Source organism: Pseudomonas sp. GG8 (genome assembly GCF_052976945.1).
The window spans coordinates 2,542,010-2,561,044 of the sequence record NZ_JBRIIP010000001.1; the positions used below are offsets into that span (position 1 = coordinate 2,542,010).

18 protein-coding genes are annotated in these 19,035 nt (G+C 59.2%); 15 read left to right on the forward strand and 3 right to left on the reverse strand.

Annotation, left to right across the window (positions count from 1 at the left end):
• Position 1: 1 nt before the first annotated feature.
• The 3 genes from ACVBEG_RS12245 to glnT all read right to left on the reverse strand — a co-directional run bounded on the left by ACVBEG_RS12245 (position 2) and on the right by glnT (position 3,029).
• A complete protein-coding gene (locus ACVBEG_RS12245) occupies positions 2 to 685 on the reverse strand; it encodes a GltB/FmdC/FwdC-like GXGXG domain-containing protein (protein WP_322179011.1) in 684 nt (227 codons plus the stop codon).
• A gap of 10 nt (positions 686 to 695) precedes the next feature.
• Complete coding sequence (locus ACVBEG_RS12250; RefSeq protein WP_447107766.1) at positions 696 to 1,601, reverse strand: class II glutamine amidotransferase; 906 nt, start codon at positions 1,599 to 1,601, stop codon at positions 696 to 698.
• A gap of 93 nt (positions 1,602 to 1,694) precedes the next feature.
• On the reverse strand, positions 1,695 to 3,029 hold the full coding sequence (gene glnT / locus ACVBEG_RS12255) for a type III glutamate--ammonia ligase (RefSeq protein ID WP_447107767.1): 1,335 nt from the start codon (positions 3,027 to 3,029) through the stop codon (positions 1,695 to 1,697).
• Positions 3,030 to 3,408: 379 nt separating this feature from the next.
• Between glnT and ACVBEG_RS12260 the strand changes: the two genes are divergently transcribed.
• The 15 genes from ACVBEG_RS12260 (at position 3,409) to ACVBEG_RS12330 (ending at position 19,014) form a co-directional block, all read left to right on the forward strand.
• Positions 3,409 to 4,002 carry a helix-turn-helix domain-containing protein gene (locus ACVBEG_RS12260; RefSeq protein WP_322183133.1) on the forward strand — a complete coding sequence of 198 codons (594 nt, stop codon included), beginning with the start codon at positions 3,409 to 3,411 and terminating at the stop codon, positions 4,000 to 4,002.
• Positions 4,003 to 4,108: 106 nt separating this feature from the next.
• Positions 4,109 to 4,432 carry a transcriptional regulator gene (locus ACVBEG_RS12265; RefSeq protein ID WP_322179009.1) on the forward strand — a complete coding sequence of 108 codons (324 nt, stop codon included), beginning with the start codon at positions 4,109 to 4,111 and terminating at the stop codon, positions 4,430 to 4,432.
• Positions 4,432 to 5,646: a type II toxin-antitoxin system HipA family toxin gene (locus ACVBEG_RS12270; RefSeq protein ID WP_322179008.1), complete on the forward strand. Its 1,215-nt coding sequence runs from the start codon at positions 4,432 to 4,434 to the stop codon at positions 5,644 to 5,646. Before ACVBEG_RS12265 ends, ACVBEG_RS12270 begins: the two co-directional genes overlap by 1 nt.
• A gap of 285 nt (positions 5,647 to 5,931) precedes the next feature.
• Complete coding sequence (gene purU, locus ACVBEG_RS12275; protein ID WP_447107768.1) at positions 5,932 to 6,798, forward strand: formyltetrahydrofolate deformylase; 867 nt, start codon at positions 5,932 to 5,934, stop codon at positions 6,796 to 6,798.
• Positions 6,795 to 7,715, forward strand: coding sequence for a bifunctional methylenetetrahydrofolate dehydrogenase/methenyltetrahydrofolate cyclohydrolase FolD (gene folD, locus ACVBEG_RS12280; RefSeq protein WP_447107769.1), 921 nt, complete (start codon positions 6,795 to 6,797; stop codon positions 7,713 to 7,715). The genes purU and folD overlap by 4 nt, the downstream gene beginning before the upstream one ends.
• The gene (locus ACVBEG_RS12285) at positions 7,715 to 8,956 is read left to right on the forward strand and encodes an FAD-dependent oxidoreductase (RefSeq protein WP_322179005.1); all 1,242 of its coding nucleotides are present in this window, start codon (positions 7,715 to 7,717) and stop codon (positions 8,954 to 8,956) included. The genes folD and ACVBEG_RS12285 overlap by 1 nt, the downstream gene beginning before the upstream one ends.
• A gap of 12 nt (positions 8,957 to 8,968) precedes the next feature.
• Positions 8,969 to 9,274 (forward strand): sarcosine oxidase subunit delta, encoded by a 306-nt coding sequence (locus ACVBEG_RS12290; RefSeq protein WP_322179004.1) that lies wholly within the window; start codon positions 8,969 to 8,971, stop codon positions 9,272 to 9,274.
• Positions 9,261 to 12,200, forward strand: a complete 2,940-nt coding sequence (locus tag ACVBEG_RS12295; RefSeq protein WP_447107770.1) for a 2Fe-2S iron-sulfur cluster-binding protein — start codon at positions 9,261 to 9,263, stop codon at positions 12,198 to 12,200. Before ACVBEG_RS12290 ends, ACVBEG_RS12295 begins: the two co-directional genes overlap by 14 nt.
• Positions 12,201 to 12,202: 2 nt before the next feature.
• Positions 12,203 to 12,886, forward strand: coding sequence for a sarcosine oxidase subunit gamma (locus ACVBEG_RS12300; protein WP_322179002.1), 684 nt, complete (start codon positions 12,203 to 12,205; stop codon positions 12,884 to 12,886).
• A 110-nt stretch (positions 12,887 to 12,996) separates the two neighbouring features.
• Entirely contained in the window at positions 12,997 to 13,779 is a 783-nt protein-coding gene (locus tag ACVBEG_RS12305; RefSeq protein ID WP_322179001.1) for an IclR family transcriptional regulator, read from the forward strand.
• Between the two features lie 143 nt (positions 13,780 to 13,922).
• Positions 13,923 to 15,248: a prephenate-dependent tRNA uridine(34) hydroxylase TrhP gene (gene trhP / locus ACVBEG_RS12310; RefSeq protein ID WP_322179000.1), complete on the forward strand. Its 1,326-nt coding sequence runs from the start codon at positions 13,923 to 13,925 to the stop codon at positions 15,246 to 15,248.
• A 339-nt stretch (positions 15,249 to 15,587) separates the two neighbouring features.
• On the forward strand, positions 15,588 to 16,178 hold the full coding sequence (locus ACVBEG_RS12315; RefSeq protein ID WP_322216601.1) for an amino acid synthesis family protein: 591 nt from the start codon (positions 15,588 to 15,590) through the stop codon (positions 16,176 to 16,178).
• Positions 16,179 to 16,203: 25 nt separating this feature from the next.
• Positions 16,204 to 17,037: an alpha/beta fold hydrolase gene (locus tag ACVBEG_RS12320; RefSeq protein WP_322178998.1), complete on the forward strand. Its 834-nt coding sequence runs from the start codon at positions 16,204 to 16,206 to the stop codon at positions 17,035 to 17,037.
• Positions 17,034 to 18,515 (forward strand): aldehyde dehydrogenase, encoded by a 1,482-nt coding sequence (locus ACVBEG_RS12325; RefSeq protein WP_322178997.1) that lies wholly within the window; start codon positions 17,034 to 17,036, stop codon positions 18,513 to 18,515. The genes ACVBEG_RS12320 and ACVBEG_RS12325 overlap by 4 nt, the downstream gene beginning before the upstream one ends.
• Positions 18,516 to 18,528: 13 nt before the next feature.
• Positions 18,529 to 19,014 carry a flavin reductase family protein gene (locus tag ACVBEG_RS12330; RefSeq protein ID WP_322178996.1) on the forward strand — a complete coding sequence of 162 codons (486 nt, stop codon included), beginning with the start codon at positions 18,529 to 18,531 and terminating at the stop codon, positions 19,012 to 19,014.
• Positions 19,015 to 19,035: the final 21 nt, after the last annotated feature.

Genomic DNA, 19,035 nt, shown 5'->3' on the forward strand with positions numbered 1-19,035 from the left:
ATTAATACGCGGATGCGTTATCGACTTTGAAGTTGTAAAGCTGACGGGCTGAGCCGTAGCGCTTGAAATCGGCTGCCTTGTGGTCGAAACCGGCACGATTGAGCAGTTCCTGCAGTTCTTCCAGGTGCTCAGCGCGCATCTCTTTCTCGATGCAGTCCGAGCCCAGGGATTCCACTTTCCCCTTCACGTAGATGTGGGTTTCGTACAGCGAATCACCCAAGGCATCGCCTGCATCGCCGCACACCACCAAGCGTCCGGCCTGGCCCATGAAGCAGCTCATGTGGCCAATGCTGCCGCCGACCACGATGTCGATGCCTTTCATGGAGATGCCACAACGGGCACCCGCGTCGCCTTCGATCACCAGCAAGCCGCCATGAGCGGTGGCGCCAGCAGCCTGGGAGGCACTGCCCTTGACCCGCACCGAACCGGACATCATGTTTTCCGCCACGCCGGTGCCGACGTTGCCGTGCACGGTGATGTGGGCCTTCTTGTTCATGCCTGCGCAGTAGTAACCGGCGTGACCCTGAATATCGATGGACAGCTCTTGATCGACGCCCACCGCGAGGTTGTGTTTGCCATTGGAATGGGTCACGACCCACTCCGCATCAGTCAATTGTTTGGCCTGATCGTGCAGCCCCTGATTGAGCTCGCGTACTTCACTGACAGATAGATCGATAGCTTTCATACGGTGCTCCTCAGGCGCTTTGGCGTTCCCAGATGTACATGGTTGAAGGTGCTGGTTCCCAGACCTTGGCGTTCTCGATGCCAGGCAGGCTGGACAGCGCCTGGTATTCCGAGGCCATGGCGACGTAGTCATCGGTCTCAGCCAAAATCGCGGGCTTGCACGCGATCGGATCACGAATCACCGCGAAACCGTTGCGGGTGCCAATGGCAAAGGTGAAAAAGCCGTCGAGGTTTTCCAGGGAGTTGTCCAAGGCTTGCTTGAGCGAGTCGCCCTGTTGCAGGCGCCAGGCCAAGTAACCCGCCGCCACTTCAGTGTCGTTTTCGGTCTGGAACACGATCCCTTCGCGCTTGAGCTCTTGGCGCAGACGGAAGTGGTTGGACAACGAGCCGTTGTGCACCAGGCATAGGTCGGCGCCGGTCGAAAACGGGTGACTGCCTTCCATGGTCACAGCACTTTCGGTGGCCATGCGGGTGTGACCAATGATGTGGCTGCCTTTCATGCCTTTAAGGTTGAAGCGCTCGGAGATCTCTTTCGGCAAGCCCATGCCCTTTAGGATCTCGATGCTCTGCCCGGCGCTCATGATGCGCACGGTCGGCGCCAGCTCGGCCAACGCGTTGCGGACCAACGCCTCTTCTGTCTTGATTTTCAATACCACGGCGGTCGCGTTCTGGAACCACTCCAGGGAGCAACCCAGGCGCCCTTCCAGTTCGCCCATCAGGGTCTTCCAGTCCTGGTCCTCTGTGGTCGCCTGCAATGTCAGCTTGATCCAGCCATCCGCGACTTCATCGCCATAGATGGCAAAGCCGGCGCTGTCCGGGCCACGGTCGGTCATCGACAGCAGCATGGGTTCGAAGAGCTTGCCGAGCTGGGACTCCAGCGCCGGGTTCTTCAAGTACAGACCTACGATTCCGCACATACACTTTCTCCTGCTTGGCAGCCGGTTCCTGATTCAAAAGACCCGGATTGATTCAAATCGAGTGGTTGAAAACGTGTCTTTACAGAAAACCGCTTAGAAAAATTCGGTGTAGCGCTTGATCTCCCAATCGGAGACGTGACGGCTGTACTCGACCCATTCCATGCGCTTGAGCTCGATGAACTCGTTGATGATTTCCGAGCCCATCGTTTCGCGGAACAGGGGATCAGCCTCCAGCGCGTCACAGGCTTCCTTGAGGCTTTGCGGCAAAGTGGCGATGCCCCGACCGGCAATTTCTTCCAGGCTCAGCGAGTACAGGTTTTCGTTGCACGGCTCACCTGCGTCCAGCTTGCGGTCAATGCCGTCCAGGCCGGCGGCGATGATCGCTGCGCTGACCAGATAGGGGTTGCAGCCCGCGTCCGGCAGGCGGAATTCAAGGCGACCGTAAGGCACCCGAACCATGGCCGAGCGGTTGTTCGAGCCGTAGGCAACGAACGCTGGAGCCCAGGTCGAGCCTGACAGCGAGCGGCCGACCACAAGGCGTTTGTATGAATTGACGGTGGGTGCGGCGAAGGCACACAACGCAGGGCCGTGAGCCAGAAGACCCGCCGCAAAGTGGTAGGCCATTTTCGACAGGCCCATGCCGCGCGAGTCGCTGGCGTCATGGAACAGGTTCTTGTTCACTGCGTCGGCGATTGACAAGTGGAAGTGCATGCCGTTGCCCGCACGTTTCGGATCAGGCTTGGGCATGAACGAGCAGATCATTCCCAAATCGTTGGCCACTTCGCCGGCGGCCATACGGAAGAAGGTGAAACGATCCGCGGAGGTCAGCGCGTCGCTGTAGGTGTAGTTGATTTCAAACTGACCATTGGCGTCTTCGTGATCGATTTGATAGATGTCGAAATCGACTTTTTGCAGCGCCTCGGTGAGGTTTTCCAGAAACTGCCGCGAACGCGACAAGCCCTTATAGTCGTAGCAGGGTTTGTCCAGGTTATCGCTGGCATCCACGCTGCATAGCTTGCCCTCGGCATCGCGACGGAACAGGCTGAACTCAGGTTCCAGGCCAGTATTGAGGGTCCAGCCGCGTGCATTAAGGCGTTCTACCTGGCGCATTAACACGTAACGCGAATCGTAAGGGTGCGGTTCGTTATTGACGTGGCCGACGCAGACGATGCGTCCGTAACCAGGCTGCCATGGCACGGCAGTCAAGGTGCTCAGGTCGCCCTTGGCCATGAAGTCCGGGCCATGGGGTTGCATGCCCATACCACAAATGGCAAAGCCTGCGAAGCCGGCGCCGCTGTCGATGACGGTTTGCAGCCCGGAGACCGGTACCGATTTGGTTTTGGCCGAACCGTGGATATCCACGAACTGAGCCAGCACATATTTGATTTTGTGCTCATCGATAATTCGTTGTGTTTCTGGTGGCAACATCACTTGGACTCCTCGAGCAAGGCAAAACAGCGGGATCTGCATCTAGGGTCGGCGCCAGTCGTTAATGATTGCCCAGTGCTAGAATTCGTCTGGACATGACCTGAAGCCGACCCGAGTATTCTCAAAAAGAAAGTTACTTTCCTAATGAGAATGCAATTGCCTTGCCAAAATGATTAGCTACGAGGAAATTCTGGGCGTCCTTAATCTTGCAATGCAGGCTTTTCAAGGCTTCGCCAGGGAAATGAGTGTCGCGTGAAGAAAACTTCAGACATGCTGCAGCCGCTCGCGCTGTAAATCGGGCGGACAGCAACAAGGGTGCATCGCACATTCATAGTGCGAAATTTATATTCATGACCGGAAATGAAGCATGAGCAAAGTGATTTCCACCGAGGCCGAGCCACGCTTGAGGCTCGAGCAGTACCTGGGCATGCAAATCAAGCGACAGCGTCAATTGCAGGAACTGAAGATTGCTGATGTCGCACAATTGGCAGGCATCAGCCAAGGCATGCTGAGCAAGATCGAAAATGCCCAGGTTTCCACCAGCCTCGATACCTTGAGCCGCCTGTGCGATGCCCTCGGCATGCCGATGTCGAAGCTGTTCAGCCAGTACGACCAACAAGGCAGTGGCGCCCTGCTTGTGCGCAAAGGCGAAGGGATGCAGGTGGTGCGCCGTGGTACCGAGAAAGGCCACACCTATCACCTGCTCAATCACACCCGTGGCCCGAAGAAGACGTTCGAGGCCTACATGGTCACCATGGACGATGCCAGCGAAGAGTTTCCGACCTTCTCCCATCCCGGCACCGAGTTTCTGCACCTGTTGAAAGGTGAGATCGTCTACCGTCATGGCGATCAGCTCTACCACATGAAACCCGGCGACAGCCTGACCTTCGATGGTGAAGTTCCGCATGGCCCGGAGCAGCTGGTAAAGGTTCCGATTCATCTGCTGTCGATCATGAACTACGGCGACGACTGACCGCTTAGCTTTCGGACATCCAGCAAGCTTCCCCGCCCTCTTTCGCAATGCTTTAGGCGTGCTATAGTGCTGCTTATCTATTTTTAGCACTGCTAAAAGGCGGCTTATGAAAAGCTTTTTTCCACTGGAATGCGCCGACAACCTATATAGAATAGGGCTTCTGGTAAAAAGCAGGCGTCTGCAGTCCAGGCTTCGACAAAAAGACCTGGCCCTGTCCCTTTCAATTTCCGAGCAGACGGTACGTAAAATCGAGGGCGGCGACCCCCTTGTGGAATTACGCTCGTTCATGATGGTGCTTTGGCACCTGGGGCTCACCCAGGAAGTATTTCGCAGCCTCGACGGCATCGAGTCCTCCTCACAGCTGCAAGCCAATGATCCCCATGCATCGCATCGAGTTCGCCTGGCCAAACCACAAAGTGAGGACTTCTGATGTCCAGGGCCTACGTCTACATGGAGCATCCTGAAACCGCCGAGGTGGTTTCTCTGGGTCGACTGGTCATCGTCAACGGGGTCGGCGAGTTCACTTACGATCCAGAGTACGTTACTACCCGTGGCTGGGTGCCCGACCCGGTTCGCTATCCGCTGCGCAGCGAAACGTTCGGCCCGATAACCAAAAACAAGGGAATACCCGGCTTCATCAACGACGCGATGCCCGATGGCTGGGGTGAGCGGGTCTTGAAAGACATCCATCGACACGCACTGGGGCCTATCGATTACCTGCTGAAATCCCCGAACAATGATCGCGCGGGCAACCTTCTGGCAGGCCAGACGCGCCATCCGCCAACCGGTATCGGACAGGATCCGTTACCGTCGCTCAAGGGCCTCACGCCCTTCATCCAGGCCACCGAAGCCATATTCGATAACCAACTGGATGAAGAGGCGATTCAGACCCTCAAGCTACGCAGGCAACGGTCTTCTCTAGGAGGCGCCCGCCCCAAGCGTACCCTGCAGAACCACGGCGTGCTGATTCTGGTCAAACCCCGTGACCGCTATGATCAGTGCGATATTCCGGCACTGGAACATGCCTGCATGACATTCGCGGCCGGGAAAGGTTTGAATGTCGCCCGTACCGCGCTGTATGCCGAAAAGCCTTCGACCTTGCTGGTGGAGCGTTTCGACCGCATGCCGCCTGCTGACATGAGCGTTCGGATACCGATGCTCAGCGCACTCACCTTGCTCGACGCCGAATGGCACACCACCGACCGCAGCGCTTGGGTCTATGCCTCCGTCGCTAACGAGATGAGTCGCCGTGGTGTGCCGGCGCAAGACCTCCAGGAGTTGTTTAAGCGAATGTGCTTCAACGCCTTGGTGGGCAACGACGACGATCACCCGAAGAATCACGCTATCCTCTGGCTAAAGAGCGGCTGGCGGCTGGCGCCCATGTACGACGTGGTGCCGTGCCTCGAAGGGTATTCTCCGCCCAACCTCGCAATGGCCGTGGGCCGTGAGGGCCGGGTGATCAGTCGCGCCAACCTGTTGAGCCATTGCGCACACTTTGCGCTTACCGCCGATCAAGCGGCCGCGACCCTGGCTGAAGTGATCGCTTGGGAGTCCGATCTACGGACGCACTACAAGCACACCCTCAAAGGGACTGAGTTGATGCTTGCCCTCGCGGCAATTGGCTCGGCACGCATGAAAGCGTAGGTCGTTGCCTTACCTCCTCGCAGGTGAGCAACCAGACGTCGCCCCTGCATATCCCCTGATGCGGTGTACCTGACACGCTGCATTCGCAAACACGCCTGCGCGTCACCGCGATTCGCCACCCTCCCCCGTAAAAAAAAAACCAAACAATGCTGGACGCGGATTTTTATTTCACCTATAAAAAGCTCCACAGGAATATTTTATTCATATGGGGAATTTTTATTCATCCCTGAATTAAATCCCCCCCCATGAACATTCAGCGCGCATGTCTCCCTGCGAGGACCCGTAATGAGCACCGATCCGGACCACTTCATTTTCAAGATCAGCTGTCCAGCGACGTCGGGTATCGTCGCCGCCGTGACGTCTTTCCTGGCCGACAACCGCTGCTACATCAGCGAGCTGGCCCAGTTCGACGACGAAGAAACCAGCCAGTTCTTCATGCGCGCCGTGTTTCGCTTCAACAGCGGCGTCAAGGGCGACATCGATACGCTGCGTCTGGACTTCAATGAAGTGGCCACGGCGCTGAATATGGACTGGCAACTGCACACGGTCGCCAATCCGATGCGCGTGCTGATCATGGTCAGCAAATTCGACCACTGCCTCACCGATCTGCTGTACCGCCACCACAAAGGCGAGATGGACATGCAGATCACCGCCATCGTCTCCAACCACCTGGACCTACGGCCCATGGCCGAGCGCGAGGGCATCCGTTTCATCTACTTGCCAGTGACCAAAGACACCAAGTCCCAGCAGGAAGCCGCGTTGCTGAAAATCGTTGAAGAGACGCAGACCGATCTGGTGGTGCTGGCGCGCTACATGCAAATCCTCTCCGATGACCTGTGCAAGCAATTGTCGGGCCGGGCGATCAACATCCATCACTCGTTCCTTCCGGGTTTCAAGGGTGCCAAGCCGTACCATCAAGCCCACCAGCGCGGGGTCAAGCTGATCGGTGCAACGGCCCACTACGTCACCTCGGACCTAGACGAAGGCCCGATCATCGAGCAGGAAGTGCAACGCGTCGATCATGCGCACAAAGCCGACGATCTGGTGAGTATCGGACGCGATACGGAAACCGTCGCGCTGTCCAAGGCCGTCAAATATCACCTGCAACACCGGGTGTTTATCAATCGCGAAAAAACGGTGATCTTCCGATGAACAGCCCCATTCCACTCGCCCGCGATATCGACGGGAAAGCCATCGCAGCCCAAGTACTCAGTGAAGTTGCTGCCGACGTCCGCGAACTCGCACTGCAACAGGTCACGCCCACGCTGGCCGTGGTGTTGGTGGGCGAAGACCCGGCCAGTCAGGTCTACGTGCGCAACAAGATCCTGCGCGCCAAAGAAGCCGGCATTCGCTCGTTGGAGCAGTGTCTGCCCGCGACCACCAGCCAGGCGCAATTGCTGGCAGTCATCGCCGAATTGAATGCCAACCCTGAGGTCAATGGCATTCTGGTGCAACTGCCGGTACCTGCCCACATTGACGAAGGTGTGGTCATTCAAGCCATCGACCCGGCTAAAGATGTCGACGGTTTCCATCGGCAAAACGTCGGCGGGCTGGTCCAGGGCCAGGACGTGTTGACGCCCTGCACACCTAGCGGCTGCATGCGCCTGTTGCACGACACGTGCGGCGACCTGAGTGGTAAGCATGCAGTGGTCATCGGCCGCTCGAACATCGTCGGTAAACCCATGGCCACCCTGCTGCTGCAAGCCAATTGCTCGGTCACCGTGGTGCACTCGCGCAGCGTCGATGCTGCCGCGCTGTGCCGTCTGGCAGACATCGTAGTGGCTGCCGTCGGCCGCCCGCAGATGATCGACGCCAGCTGGCTCAAGCCCGGCGCGGTGGTGATCGATGTCGGGATCAATCGCATCGACACCGAACAGGGCAGCCGACTGGTGGGTGACGTCGATTACGCCAGCGCCCGCACCGTTGCCAGCGCCATTACCCCGGTTCCCGGTGGTGTCGGCCCGATGACCATCGCCTTTCTGCTGAAAAACACCGTGACCGCCACGCGCAGACAGTTGCTGCGCGCCGCTGAACTCGCGACCACTCACACTTCGCCTCAGGAGGCGTGATGCCATTCAATCTCTTGAAATATGGCCTTTCTGCCGAGTACACGGCAGAAATGGACCTGCCGCCGCCCAAGGAACTCAAGTCCTCCTACGATGTAGTCATCATCGGCGGCGGTGGTCACGGCGTGGCAATTGCCTATTACCTGGCCAAGTACCACGGCATCACTAACGTCGCTGTGCTGGAAAAGTCCTATCTGGGCGGCGGCAATACCGCACGTAACACAGCGGTGATCCGTTCCAACTACCTGACCAGCGAGGGTGTGAAGTTCTACAGCGAGTCGGTGAAGCTGTTCAAGGACCTGTCCAACGAGTTCGACTTCAACATCATGTATTCCGAGCGAGGCCAACTGACCCTGGCCCACACCGACGCCACCGTACGCGCCTTCCGCCAACGCGCGGAAGTGAACAAGCACTTCGGCGGCCGTACGGAAATGGTCGACCGCCAGCAGATTCGCGAACTGGTGCCGAGCCTCAATTTAGACCCCGGGCACCTGCCGGTACTGGCCGGGCTGTGGCATATCGACGGCGGCACTGCGCGTCATGACGCCGTGGCCTGGGGTTATGCCAAGGGCGCAGCGAAACGCGGAGTCGAAATCCATCAGCTGACCGAAGTTCAGGACCTGATCATCGAAAACGGCAGGATCACCGCCGTAAAAACCAACCGCGGCACGATCCAGTGCGGTTGCGCGGTACAGGCCGTGGCCGGGCACAGTTCATTGATGGCCAAAAAAGCCAAGATCGAAATGCCCATCGTCTGCTATCCCCTGCAAGCGATGGTCACCCAACCGTTCAAGCCATTTCTCGACCCATTGGTGAGTTCGTCGGCCCTGCACTGCTATGTGCAGCAGACCGGCCGTGGCGAAGTGGTGTTCGGCGGCGGTTCCGACCCCTACCCGCTGTACAACACCCGCTCGACCCTGGACCTGAAGGAAAGCCTGATTTCCGCTGCTATCGAAATGTTCCCCTTCCTGGCCAACGCCAAACTGATGCGCCAGTGGGCCGGCATCACCGATATGACCCCCGACTACAGCCCGATCATGGGCCTGTCGCCGGTCGAAAACTATTACCTCGACGCGGGCTGGGGCACGTGGGGATTCAAGGCCACGCCGATCTGCGGCAAGACCATGGCCGAACTGGTCGCCTCCGGCGGCAAGGTGCCGGACCTGATCAAACCCTTCGGTCTGGAGCGGTTTTCGACCTTCCAGCAAGTCAACGAGATGGGCGCTACGGCGGCCAGCCACTAAGGGGCAAACCGTATGAAAGTCATGAATTGCCCGCTGAACGGGCCGCGAAACATCACCGAATTCACCTACGGCGGCGAGTTCAAGGACATGCCTGACCCGACCACCTGCAGCGATGCGCAATGGGCACATTACGTGTTCAACAGCGAAAACGCCGCAGGCGTGGTCCGTGAGTGGTGGATGCACAACGCGTCCAGCTACTGGTTCCTGGCCGAACGACACACCGTCACCGATGAAATCCTGCGTACCTTCGATGCCCGGGAAGTCTATAACCAGCGCGTCGAGTTCAGCCCTGCGGAGCACAGCAATGAGCCAGCCTGATTCCACTTTTGAAAGCCGCTTGCCGTTGCCCATGGGCTTGCTGATTGATCGTCAGCGTCCACTGGCGTTCAACTTCGATGGCAAGGCCTATACCGGTTTTGCCGGCGACAGCATCGCCAGCGCCCTGCTCGGCAATGGCCGTTATTTGCTCTCGCGCTCATTCAAATATCACCGCCCTCGCGGACCGTTGACCATGGCAGGGCAAGATGCGAACACCCTGGTGCAACTGCCAGATGAACCCAACGTGCTGGCCGATACCCATTGGCTGCAAGCCGGTGCCGAAGTCAGTGGGCAGAACTACAGCGGCACATTGGACAACGACCGCGATGCGCTGCTGGGCAAGTTCTCACGGTTCATGCCCGTGGGGTTTTATTACCGTTCGTTCTACAAGCCCAAGGGCATGTGGAAAATATGGGAGCCGCTGATCCGCAAGAAAGCCGGGCTGGGCATCCTCAACCTGGACTTCAAACCCGAGTATTACGACAAGGCTTACCTGTTCGTCGACCTGGCCGTGGTGGGTGCCGGTCCCGCCGGTTTGCAGGCGGCACTGACCGCCGCCAATGCCGGGGCCAAGGTATTGCTGATCGAACAACAGCGTCTGCTGGGTGGTGCGCTCACCTATGCACGCTTCGACGTACAGGGCACGCAAGCCGATAAAGTGCGCCAGGCACTGGTAGATGCAGTCAGCCAGCATGCCAACATCCAGGTTCTCACCGAAGCCACGTGTAATGGCTGGTTCACCGACAATTACCTGCCGGTGATCAAAGACAAGCGCATGTACAAAGTGCGCGCCAGCCAATGCATCATCGCCTCCGGCGCTTTCGACCAGCCGGTGATTTTCCGCAACAACGACCTGCCCGGCGTGATGCTGTGCAGCGCAGCCCAGCGCCTGATGAAGCTTTACGCGGTCAAACCCGGCAAGCGTGCGGTGGTCCTTACCGGCAATGACGACGGCTATCGCACCGCCCTGGACCTGATAGAACAGGGTGTCGACGTCGCCGCCGTGGTCGACATGCGCAACAGCGCAGACGATGCGCGCCTGGCTGCAGAGCTCAAACGCCTGGGCATCACCGTGCACCTGCAACACACGGTTTATGAAGCCTTGCACAGTAAGGGCATGCGCCATATCAGCGGCGTCGATGTCCGGCGGATCACACGCCGTGGCGAAGTCGACCAAGGCAGCCTGCAACTCGATTGCGACCTGCTGTGCATGACTGCCGGTTACATGCCGGTCTATCAACTGGCGTGTCAGGCAGGCGGTAAGTTGGCCTACGCCGACCCTTCGGCCGAGTTCGCCATCACTGGCCTGCCGAAAAACCTGGCCATCGCCGGCTCCGTGAACGGTCGTCATCTGCTGGAAAACGTACTCAAGGATGGCGCCAAAGTCGGTGCACAAGCGGCGGCGGCACTGGGACTGTCAGCGGACTATCAGGAGCAGACCTTAAGCCCGGAACAGCGGGTTAACTTCGACTGGCCGATTTTCCCCCACCCAAGTGGCAAGGAATTCGTCGATTTCGATGAAGACCTGCAAATCCGCGACATCATCAACGCTACACGCCACGGGTACCGCGACGTGCAGTTGGTCAAACGCTTTTCCACGGTGGGCATGGGGCCGTCCCAAGGCCGTCATTCCGCCTTGCCAACGGCGCGACTGGTTGCCGCCAGTACCCAGCGCACCGTCAGCGAAACCGGGGTTACCACGGCGCGTCCGCCCTTCGAAGCGGAAAAACTGGCGCATATCGCCGGACGCAGCTTTGACCCGATTCGTCGTACCGCGATTCATAACCGCCACCTGCAAGCGGGCGCGAAAATGATGCCGGCAGGCAACTGGCAACGTCCGGCCTATTACACGTTCAAGGATGAAAAAGGTCAGCCAGCGACACGTGAACGCTGCATGCAGGAAGAAGCTCTTCACGTACGCCAGGGCGTAGGGCTGATCGACGTCTCGACCCTTGGCGGCTTGGATATTCGTGGCCCGGACGCCGCCGAGCTGCTGGAGCGGATGTACACCTTCGCCTTTGCCAAACAACCCATCGGCCGCACTCGGTATGCGCTGATGACCAACGAACACGGGGTAGTGATCGACGACGGTGTCTGTGCGCGACTGGCCGATCAGCATTTTTATGTCACGGCCACCACCAGCGGCGTCGACCGGATCTACCAGGCGATGCTCAAGTGGAACGTGCAATGGCGTCTGAACGTCGATATCGCCAACGTCACTGCCGCCATCGCAGCAGTCAACCTGGCCGGACCTCACTCGCGCGAAGTACTGGAAAAGCTCTGCGTCGATATCGACCTGTCGCCTGACGCCTTCCCCTATTTGGGCGTGCGTCAGGGCACCGTTGCAGGGATCGCGGCGCGGGTCATGCGCGTCGGTTTCGTCGGCGAGCTGGGTTATGAAATCCATGTGCAGGCACGTTATGCCGAATACCTGTGGGACACACTGATGGATGCGGGCCAGGCACACGGCATTCGCCCGTTCGGCGTCGAAGCCCAACGTTTGCTGCGCCTGGAAAAGGGCCACGTGATCATCAGCCAGGACACCGATGGCATGACCCATCCGGCAGAGATCGACATGGGCTGGGCCATCTCCCGCAAGAAACCGTTTTTTGTCGGGCGCCGCTCCGTGGACATCCTCGAAGCCCAGCCGCTCAAGCGCAAACTGGTCGGTTTCAGCCTGCCCAAAGGCAGCAGTCAGCCACTGGAAGGTCATCTGGTGCTCAAAGGACCGGACATCAGCGGCAACGTCACCTCCTGCGAGTACTCGCCGACGCTGGGCATGATCATCGGTCTAGCGTATGCCGCCGTCGATCAAAGCGTCCCCGGCCAGCAGATTCCGATTCGGGTGGAAGGCGGTGAAGTGGTACAGGCCACGGTGGTCAAACTGCCGTTCTTCGATGTCGACAGCAAACGCCAGGAGTTGTAAGCATGGTCACTCTTAACGCCAAAGATTTTCGCCAGCGCAGCCCTCTGTATACGCTGCAGGCCACCGCCCGACTGGCACGCCTGGGTGACAGCCTGATCGTCAGCCGCTATGCCGAGCAGGACGAAACAGCACAACTGGCCCGCTGCGCCCTGCTTGACCTGAGTAATCTGGCGCGGGTCGGCTTTCGTGGGGTCGATGCCGCTGCGCATCTGCACGCGGAGCAATTCGATCTGCCGACCGCACCCAATCGCTGTGTAACGCAAGGCGATGGCAGCCATGTCGCCCGCCTTTCGCAGACCGAGTATTTCCTGCTGGGCAGTTTTCAGGATGCCGGTGCACGCTTGCAGAAGCTCGAAGACCAGTGGCAGTTATCCGAAAAGGGCTGCTATTTGCTGCCACGTCAGGACAGTCACGCATGGCTGGTGCTGACCGGCGAACACATCAGTTCAGTAATGGCCAAGGTCTGCGGCGTCGATCTGCGCCAACAGGCATTCGCCCCGGGTGCCGTGGCGCAAACCTCAGTGGCACGGATGAGCGCAATCATCATCAACGGCTCGCAACCGGACTTGCCACTGTTCCACATCCTGTGTGATCGGGCTTCGGCCCAATATTTGTGGGACGCGTTACTGGATGCCATGCAGGAGTTTGGTGGCAAGCCTGTTGGGGTCGATGCGTTGTTGGCATAGCCCATGAACGCGAAATAATTCGCCCACAGGAGATCGCAATCCTCTGCAGGAGCAGCCTTCGGCAGCTCCTGCAATGGATTTATGATCGCCGCTGACACCCAGGAGACGCTGTGAATAGCATTGAAGAGCCCTCGCAAGACAGCGATTACCGTGTTCCGGCCCTGCAACGCGGGCTGTGGATTTTGCAGCTGTTCAGCAGCGCCGAACGGGTGCTGAGCATGAACGACATCGCCGAACGCCTGGGGGTCAGCGTGTCGTCGATCTACCGCATCGTGCAGACGCTCAATGGCATGGGCTACCTGAAGAAAGTCGCGAAGAACACCTATGAACTCGGCCCGCAGGTCATCGCCGATGGCTTCACCTACCTGGCCAGCCGCGACTTGGTGGACGTCGCGATCCCCTACCTCAACATCCTGCGTGATCGCAGCTCGCTGTCGTGCCACCTGGCTGTGCGCGAGCAGACCGACAGCGTCTATATCTACCGCGCCTTCGCCTCTCAACGATTGTCGGTCAACGTGCCCATTGGCACCCGGATCGCCTGTCACTGCACGGCGCTGGGCCGGGTGCTGCTCAGCGACGTGAGCGAAGCCACCCTGATCAGCCTGTATCAGCACGTACGCTTGGACGATTACCCGGCACCCGCGCCCAAAACCTTGCCCGAGCTGCAACAAATCGCCGAGCAGGACCGGCAACTGGGCTGGGTACTGCACCGCTCTGACTACTCCACCGCTATCGCCACCGGCATTCGTGATCATCGGGGCGCCGTGGTCGCGGCCATCAACCTGTCCGGGCCAGACGCGATCATGGACAATCCTGAAAATCGCGAACGCTTCAAGAACATGCTGCTGGACAGCGCCCGCCTGATCTCTGCCGAGATGGGTTTCAACGCCTGACACTCAGAGCAGGCTCTTTGCACCCGGCTCTATACCAACAGCAATTTGTAGTGCCATGCGTTTGTTCACCAAGCATAGATCCAGATCAATAAACCCCACGGGCAAGCCGATTACCCTCAGCGGTTTTTGCGACCGACGCTGCCATGACCCTCTCAACCCCGGAACTGCTCGCCCCCGCTGGTACCCTGAAAAACATGCGTTATGCCTTCGCCTACGGCGCAGATGCGGTGTACGCCGGCCAGCCGCGCTACAGCTTACGAGTGCGCAACAACGAATTCGATCACGCCAACCTGGCCCTCGGCATTCAAGAAGCCCAGGCCCAGGGTAAGCGCTTCTACGTGGTGGTGAACATCGCGCCGCACAACGCCAAGCTCAAGACCTTCCTGAAAGACCTGGAGCCGGTGATTGCCATGGCCCCGGACGCGCTGATCATGTCCGACCCTGGCCTGATCATGCTGGTACGCCGACACTTCCCGCAGATGCCGATCCACCTGTCAGTGCAGGCCAACACGGTGAACTGGGCCAGTGTCGAGTTCTGGCAGCAACAGGGCGTGAGCCGGATCATTCTGTCCCGGGAACTGTCCCTGGAAGAAATCGCTGAAATTCGTCAGCAAGTGCCAGCCATGGAACTGGAAGTGTTTGTCCACGGCGCGCTGTGCATGGCCTACTCCGGCCGCTGCTTGCTGTCGGGCTACATGAACAAGCGCGATGCTAACCAAGGTAGCTGCACCAATGCCTGCCGCTGGAAATACTCGGCCCAGGAAGCCACGGAAAATCAGCTCGGCGAGATCGTTCAGACCTTCCAGCCCGAACCGACTCTGGGTACCGGCGCGCCGACCGATCAGGTGTTCCTGTTGCAGGAAGCCAATCGACCGGATGAACTGATGCCGGCCTTCGAGGACGAGCACGGCACCTACATCATGAATTCCAAAGACTTGCGCGCCGTACAGCATGTCGAGCGGCTGACGCAGATGGGCGTGCACTCACTGAAGATCGAAGGCCGGACCAAATCTCACTTCTATTGCGCGCGGACCACTCAGGTCTATCGCCAGGCAATCGACGATGCGGTGGCTGGCCGCGAGTTCGACCGTAGCCTGATGACCGATCTGGAATCCCTGGCTCAGCGCGGCTACACCGAGGGTTTCCTGCGTCGGCATGTGCATGATGAATACCAGAACTACCAGAACGGCAGCTCGGTTTCGGAGCGACAGCAGTTTGTCGGCGAACTGACCGGCGAGCGGCGTGATGGATTGGCCGAAGTAAAGGTCAAGAATCGCTTTGGCCTGGGCGACCACATGGAGCTGATGACGCCCAAGGGCAACTTCCACTTCGATCTGCATCAGTTGCAGAACGTCAAAGGTGAGCCGACCGAGGTTGCACCAGGGGATGGTCATACGGTGTATTTACCAATACCGGATGCGGTGGACTTGCATTTCGGGTTGTTGATGCGGGATGTAAGTGTGAGCTGAAGGCACCCTAATCCCCCCATTGCTGGTGCACCCAAGATCCGGGCATCCATACCGCGAAACCAGCGGTGCCCGGCGTCCGTGTAGTAAGTGCGCATGCCCGAACTGCCGAACGGTGATGCCCACCGCGTCATCCTGTCAGGCGGCGACTCCCTCCTGTTTAAGCGCAAACACCGCCGCCTGCCCCCCCGCAATACCCATCCTTAACCGGCCAACGCTTCACGTCCCTACCTTCCGTCGTCTTCCCCTTTCATGAACATGCAGCTGGGGCTTGCATACGCAATATTATGGTATACCATCATACAGCGACGCATTCCCCCTCCCTCTTTTCTGGAGCCGCTCATGAGTTTTGAAATTCGCAAAATCGTCAGCTACATCGAAGAAACCTTCATCGAGGGCGGCAAAGCCACAGATACCCCAGTGACCATGGTTGGCTTGGCTGTTGTCATCAAAAACCCATGGTTGGGTCGTGGTTTTGTTGAAGATTTGAAGCCAGAAATTCGGGCCAACTGCTCCGATCTGGGCGCACTGATGGTCGAGCGTCTGATTGCCACCATCGGCGGTGCGGACAAGATCGAAGCCTATGGCAAAGCGGCCGTGGTCGGCGCCGATGGAGAAATCGAGCACGCCTCTGCGGTGATCCACACCCTGCGTTTCGGCAACCATTACCGCGAAGCAGTCAAAGCCAAAAGCTACTTGAGCTTCACTAACAAGCGCGGTGGTCCAGGCACGTCGATCCAGATTCCGATGATGCATAAAGACGATGAAGGTCTGCGTTCGCACTACATCACCCTGGAAATGCAGATTGAAGACGCCCCGCGCGCGGATGAGATCGTTGTTGTCCTCGGTTGTGCCAACGGGGGTCGTCTGCACCCACGCATCGGCAATCGTTACATCGATCTGGAAGAACTGGCCGCAGAGAAAGCCCAGTAACCCATAAGATTTGCAGGAGCGATCCATGATTCGGCTCACCGCTGAACGTACCCCGGCCGGCACCAGCTATCTGGCGACCGGCCAAGGCCAACCCGTGGTACTGATCCATGGCGTGGGCCTGAATAAAGAGATGTGGGGCGGCCAGATCGTTGGTCTCGCTCCGCACTACCGCGTGATTGCCTATGACATGCTGGGGCATGGCGCCAGCCCGCGCCCGGAACCAGGCACCGGGCTGCTTGGCTACGCCGATCAGTTACTGGAATTGCTCGACCATTTGCAGCTGCCGCAAGCCACGGTGATTGGTTTCTCCATGGGTGGATTGGTCGCTCGCGCGTTCGCCTTGCACTATCCAGAGCACATGCTCGGGCTGGTGGTGCTCAACAGCGTGTTCAACCGTAGCGCCGAACAGCGCGCCGGGGTCAACGAGCGGACGACTCAAGCCGCCGAACATGGCCCTGATGCGAATGCCGAGGCGGCGCTGTCACGCTGGTTCAGTCGTGAATACCAGGCTGCTAATCCTGGGCAGATTGCCGCGATCCGCCAGACGCTGGCCGGTAATGACCCACAGGGCTATCTGACCACGTATGAGCTGTTCGCCACCCAAGACATGTACCGCGCCGAGGACCTGGGCAGCATTCAGGTGCCGACCCTGATTGCCACCGGCGCGCTGGACCCCGGTTCGACACCGGAGATGGCCCGACAATTGGCTGAACGGATCCCTGGCGCGCAAGTTGCTGTCCTCGACGAGCAACGGCATATGATGCTGGTGGAGTCGCCGCGACTGGTCAACCAGGTGCTGCTGGACTTTCTCGCCTCCGCACAAACCCGACAACACCCAACAAAGGGGAACGTTGCATGACGCTCGCACGCTTCCAAATGTGCATCGACGGCCAATGGGTCGATGCCCTCTCCGGCAAGACCTTCGAAAGCTTCAACCCGGCACTGGCCCAAGCCTGGGCCGAACTGCCCGATGCAGACGAAGCCGATGTCGAGCGCGCCGTCCAGGCTGCGCAAAAGGCATTCGAGAGTCCGGCGTGGCGCGGTCTCACCGCCACCGCTCGCGGCAAACTGCTGCGACGTCTTGGCGATCTGATCGCCGAAAACAAAGAGCAACTGGCGCAGTTGGAAAGCCGCGATAACGGCAAGCTGATCCGCGAGACGCGGGGTCAGGTCAATTACTTGCCCGAGTTTTTTCACTACACCGCAGGCCTGGCCGACAAGCTCGAAGGCGGCACCCTGCCGTTGGACAAGCCCGACCTGTTTGCCTACACCGTGCATGAACCCATGGGCGTGGTAGCCGGAATCATCCCCTGGAACAGCCCGCTGTACCTGACCGCGATCAAGCTGGCGCCAGCCCTCGCGGCCGGCAACACCATCGTCCTCAAGCCCTCGGAACATGCGTCCGCAACGGTTCTCGAGCTGGCCCGTCTGGCTCTGGAAGCGGGTATCCCACCAGGCGTAGTCAACGTTGTTACTGGCTATGGCCCCAGCACCGGTGCAGCCCTGACCCGCCACCCTCTGGTGCGCAAAATCGCCTTTACCGGCGGCGCGGCAACGGCCCGTCATGTGGTACGCAGCAGTGCCGAGAACTTTGCCAAATTGTCGCTGGAACTGGGCGGCAAATCACCGAACATAATCTTCGCCGACGCCGACCTCGACAGCGCGATCAACGGTGCCATCGCCGGTATTTATGCCGCATCCGGACAGAGCTGTGTATCCGGTTCACGCCTGTTGGTCCAAGACGAAATCTACGACGAATTCGTCGAGCGTTTGGTTGAACGGGCCAAGCGGATTCGTATCGGCAATCCGCAGGACGACGCCAGCGAGATGGGCCCGATGGCCACCGCACAGCAATTGGCCGTCGTCGAAGGCCTGGTGGCCGACGCCATCGCCGAAGGTGCTCATCTGCGCCTGGGTGGCAAGCGCCCGCAGATGGACAATGACGGCTGGTATTACGAGCCAACCCTGTTCGAATGTGACCGCAATTCGATGAAGATCATGCAAGAAGAAGTCTTCGGCCCGGTCGCGTCAGTGATCCGTTTCAAGGACGAAGCAGAGGCGCTGACCATCGCCAACGATTCGCAGTTTGGTCTCGCCGCAGGCATCTGGACCCGTGATCTGGGCCGCGCTCACCGCATGGCGCGGGATGTGCGCTCCGGGATCATCTGGGTCAACACCTACCGTGCTGTTTCGGCCATGGCGCCCATTGGCGGATTCAAGAACAGCGGCTACGGTCGCGAAAGCGGCATCGATTCGGTGCTGGCCTATACCGAACTGAAAACCGTGTGGATCAACCTGTCGTCGGCGCCGATGCCCGACCCCTTTGTCATGCGTTGAGAGGTGACCTGAGATGATCGAACCTGGCATTTACAAGGAGGTCATGGCCTCCTTCCCCTCCGGGGTCACAGTGGTCACCACCCTGGACCCCGAAGGCGGCATCGTCGGCATCACTGCCAGCGCCTTCAGCGCGCTGTCGATTGACCCGGCACTGGTGCTGTTTTGCCCCAACTACGCCTCCGATACGTACCCGATCCTGCGCAACAGCAAACGATTCGCCATTCATTTGCTGTCGGCGGATCAGCAGGCGGAGGCCTACGCCTTCGCCGGTAAAGGTAAGGACAAAGCCAAAGGCATCGAGTGGCACCTGAGCGAACTCGGCAACCCGCTGCTGGCCAAGGCCACTGCGATCATCGAGTGTGAACTGTGGCGCGAATACGATGGCGGCGACCACGCGATCATCGTTGGGGCAGTGAAGAACCTGATTCTGCCTGATCAGCCGGTGACACCGATGATCTATCACCGTGGCAAGCTGGGCCCCTTGCCCACCCTCGCCTGAGCAAATGTTTCAGGGCCGCAC

Coding starts and splice junctions, on each gene's coding strand:
- ACVBEG_RS12265 (WP_322179009.1), top strand. CDS start 4,109: ATGAAAAGCTTTTTTCCACTGGAATGCGCCGACAACCTATATAGAATA.
- ACVBEG_RS12250 (WP_447107766.1), bottom strand. CDS start 1,601: ATGTGCGGAATCGTAGGTCTGTACTTGAAGAACCCGGCGCTGGAGTCC.
- ACVBEG_RS12320 (WP_322178998.1), top strand. CDS start 16,204: ATGATTCGGCTCACCGCTGAACGTACCCCGGCCGGCACCAGCTATCTG.
- ACVBEG_RS12295 (WP_447107770.1), top strand. CDS start 9,261: ATGAGCCAGCCTGATTCCACTTTTGAAAGCCGCTTGCCGTTGCCCATG.
- ACVBEG_RS12330 (WP_322178996.1), top strand. CDS start 18,529: ATGATCGAACCTGGCATTTACAAGGAGGTCATGGCCTCCTTCCCCTCC.
- ACVBEG_RS12300 (WP_322179002.1), top strand. CDS start 12,203: ATGGTCACTCTTAACGCCAAAGATTTTCGCCAGCGCAGCCCTCTGTAT.
- ACVBEG_RS12315 (WP_322216601.1), top strand. CDS start 15,588: ATGAGTTTTGAAATTCGCAAAATCGTCAGCTACATCGAAGAAACCTTC.
- ACVBEG_RS12325 (WP_322178997.1), top strand. CDS start 17,034: ATGACGCTCGCACGCTTCCAAATGTGCATCGACGGCCAATGGGTCGAT.
- trhP (WP_322179000.1), top strand. CDS start 13,923: ATGACCCTCTCAACCCCGGAACTGCTCGCCCCCGCTGGTACCCTGAAA.
- folD (WP_447107769.1), top strand. CDS start 6,795: ATGAACAGCCCCATTCCACTCGCCCGCGATATCGACGGGAAAGCCATC.
- ACVBEG_RS12290 (WP_322179004.1), top strand. CDS start 8,969: ATGAAAGTCATGAATTGCCCGCTGAACGGGCCGCGAAACATCACCGAA.
- ACVBEG_RS12245 (WP_322179011.1), bottom strand. CDS start 685: ATGAAAGCTATCGATCTATCTGTCAGTGAAGTACGCGAGCTCAATCAG.
- purU (WP_447107768.1), top strand. CDS start 5,932: ATGAGCACCGATCCGGACCACTTCATTTTCAAGATCAGCTGTCCAGCG.
- ACVBEG_RS12270 (WP_322179008.1), top strand. CDS start 4,432: ATGTCCAGGGCCTACGTCTACATGGAGCATCCTGAAACCGCCGAGGTG.
- ACVBEG_RS12285 (WP_322179005.1), top strand. CDS start 7,715: ATGCCATTCAATCTCTTGAAATATGGCCTTTCTGCCGAGTACACGGCA.
- glnT (WP_447107767.1), bottom strand. CDS start 3,029: ATGTTGCCACCAGAAACACAACGAATTATCGATGAGCACAAAATCAAA.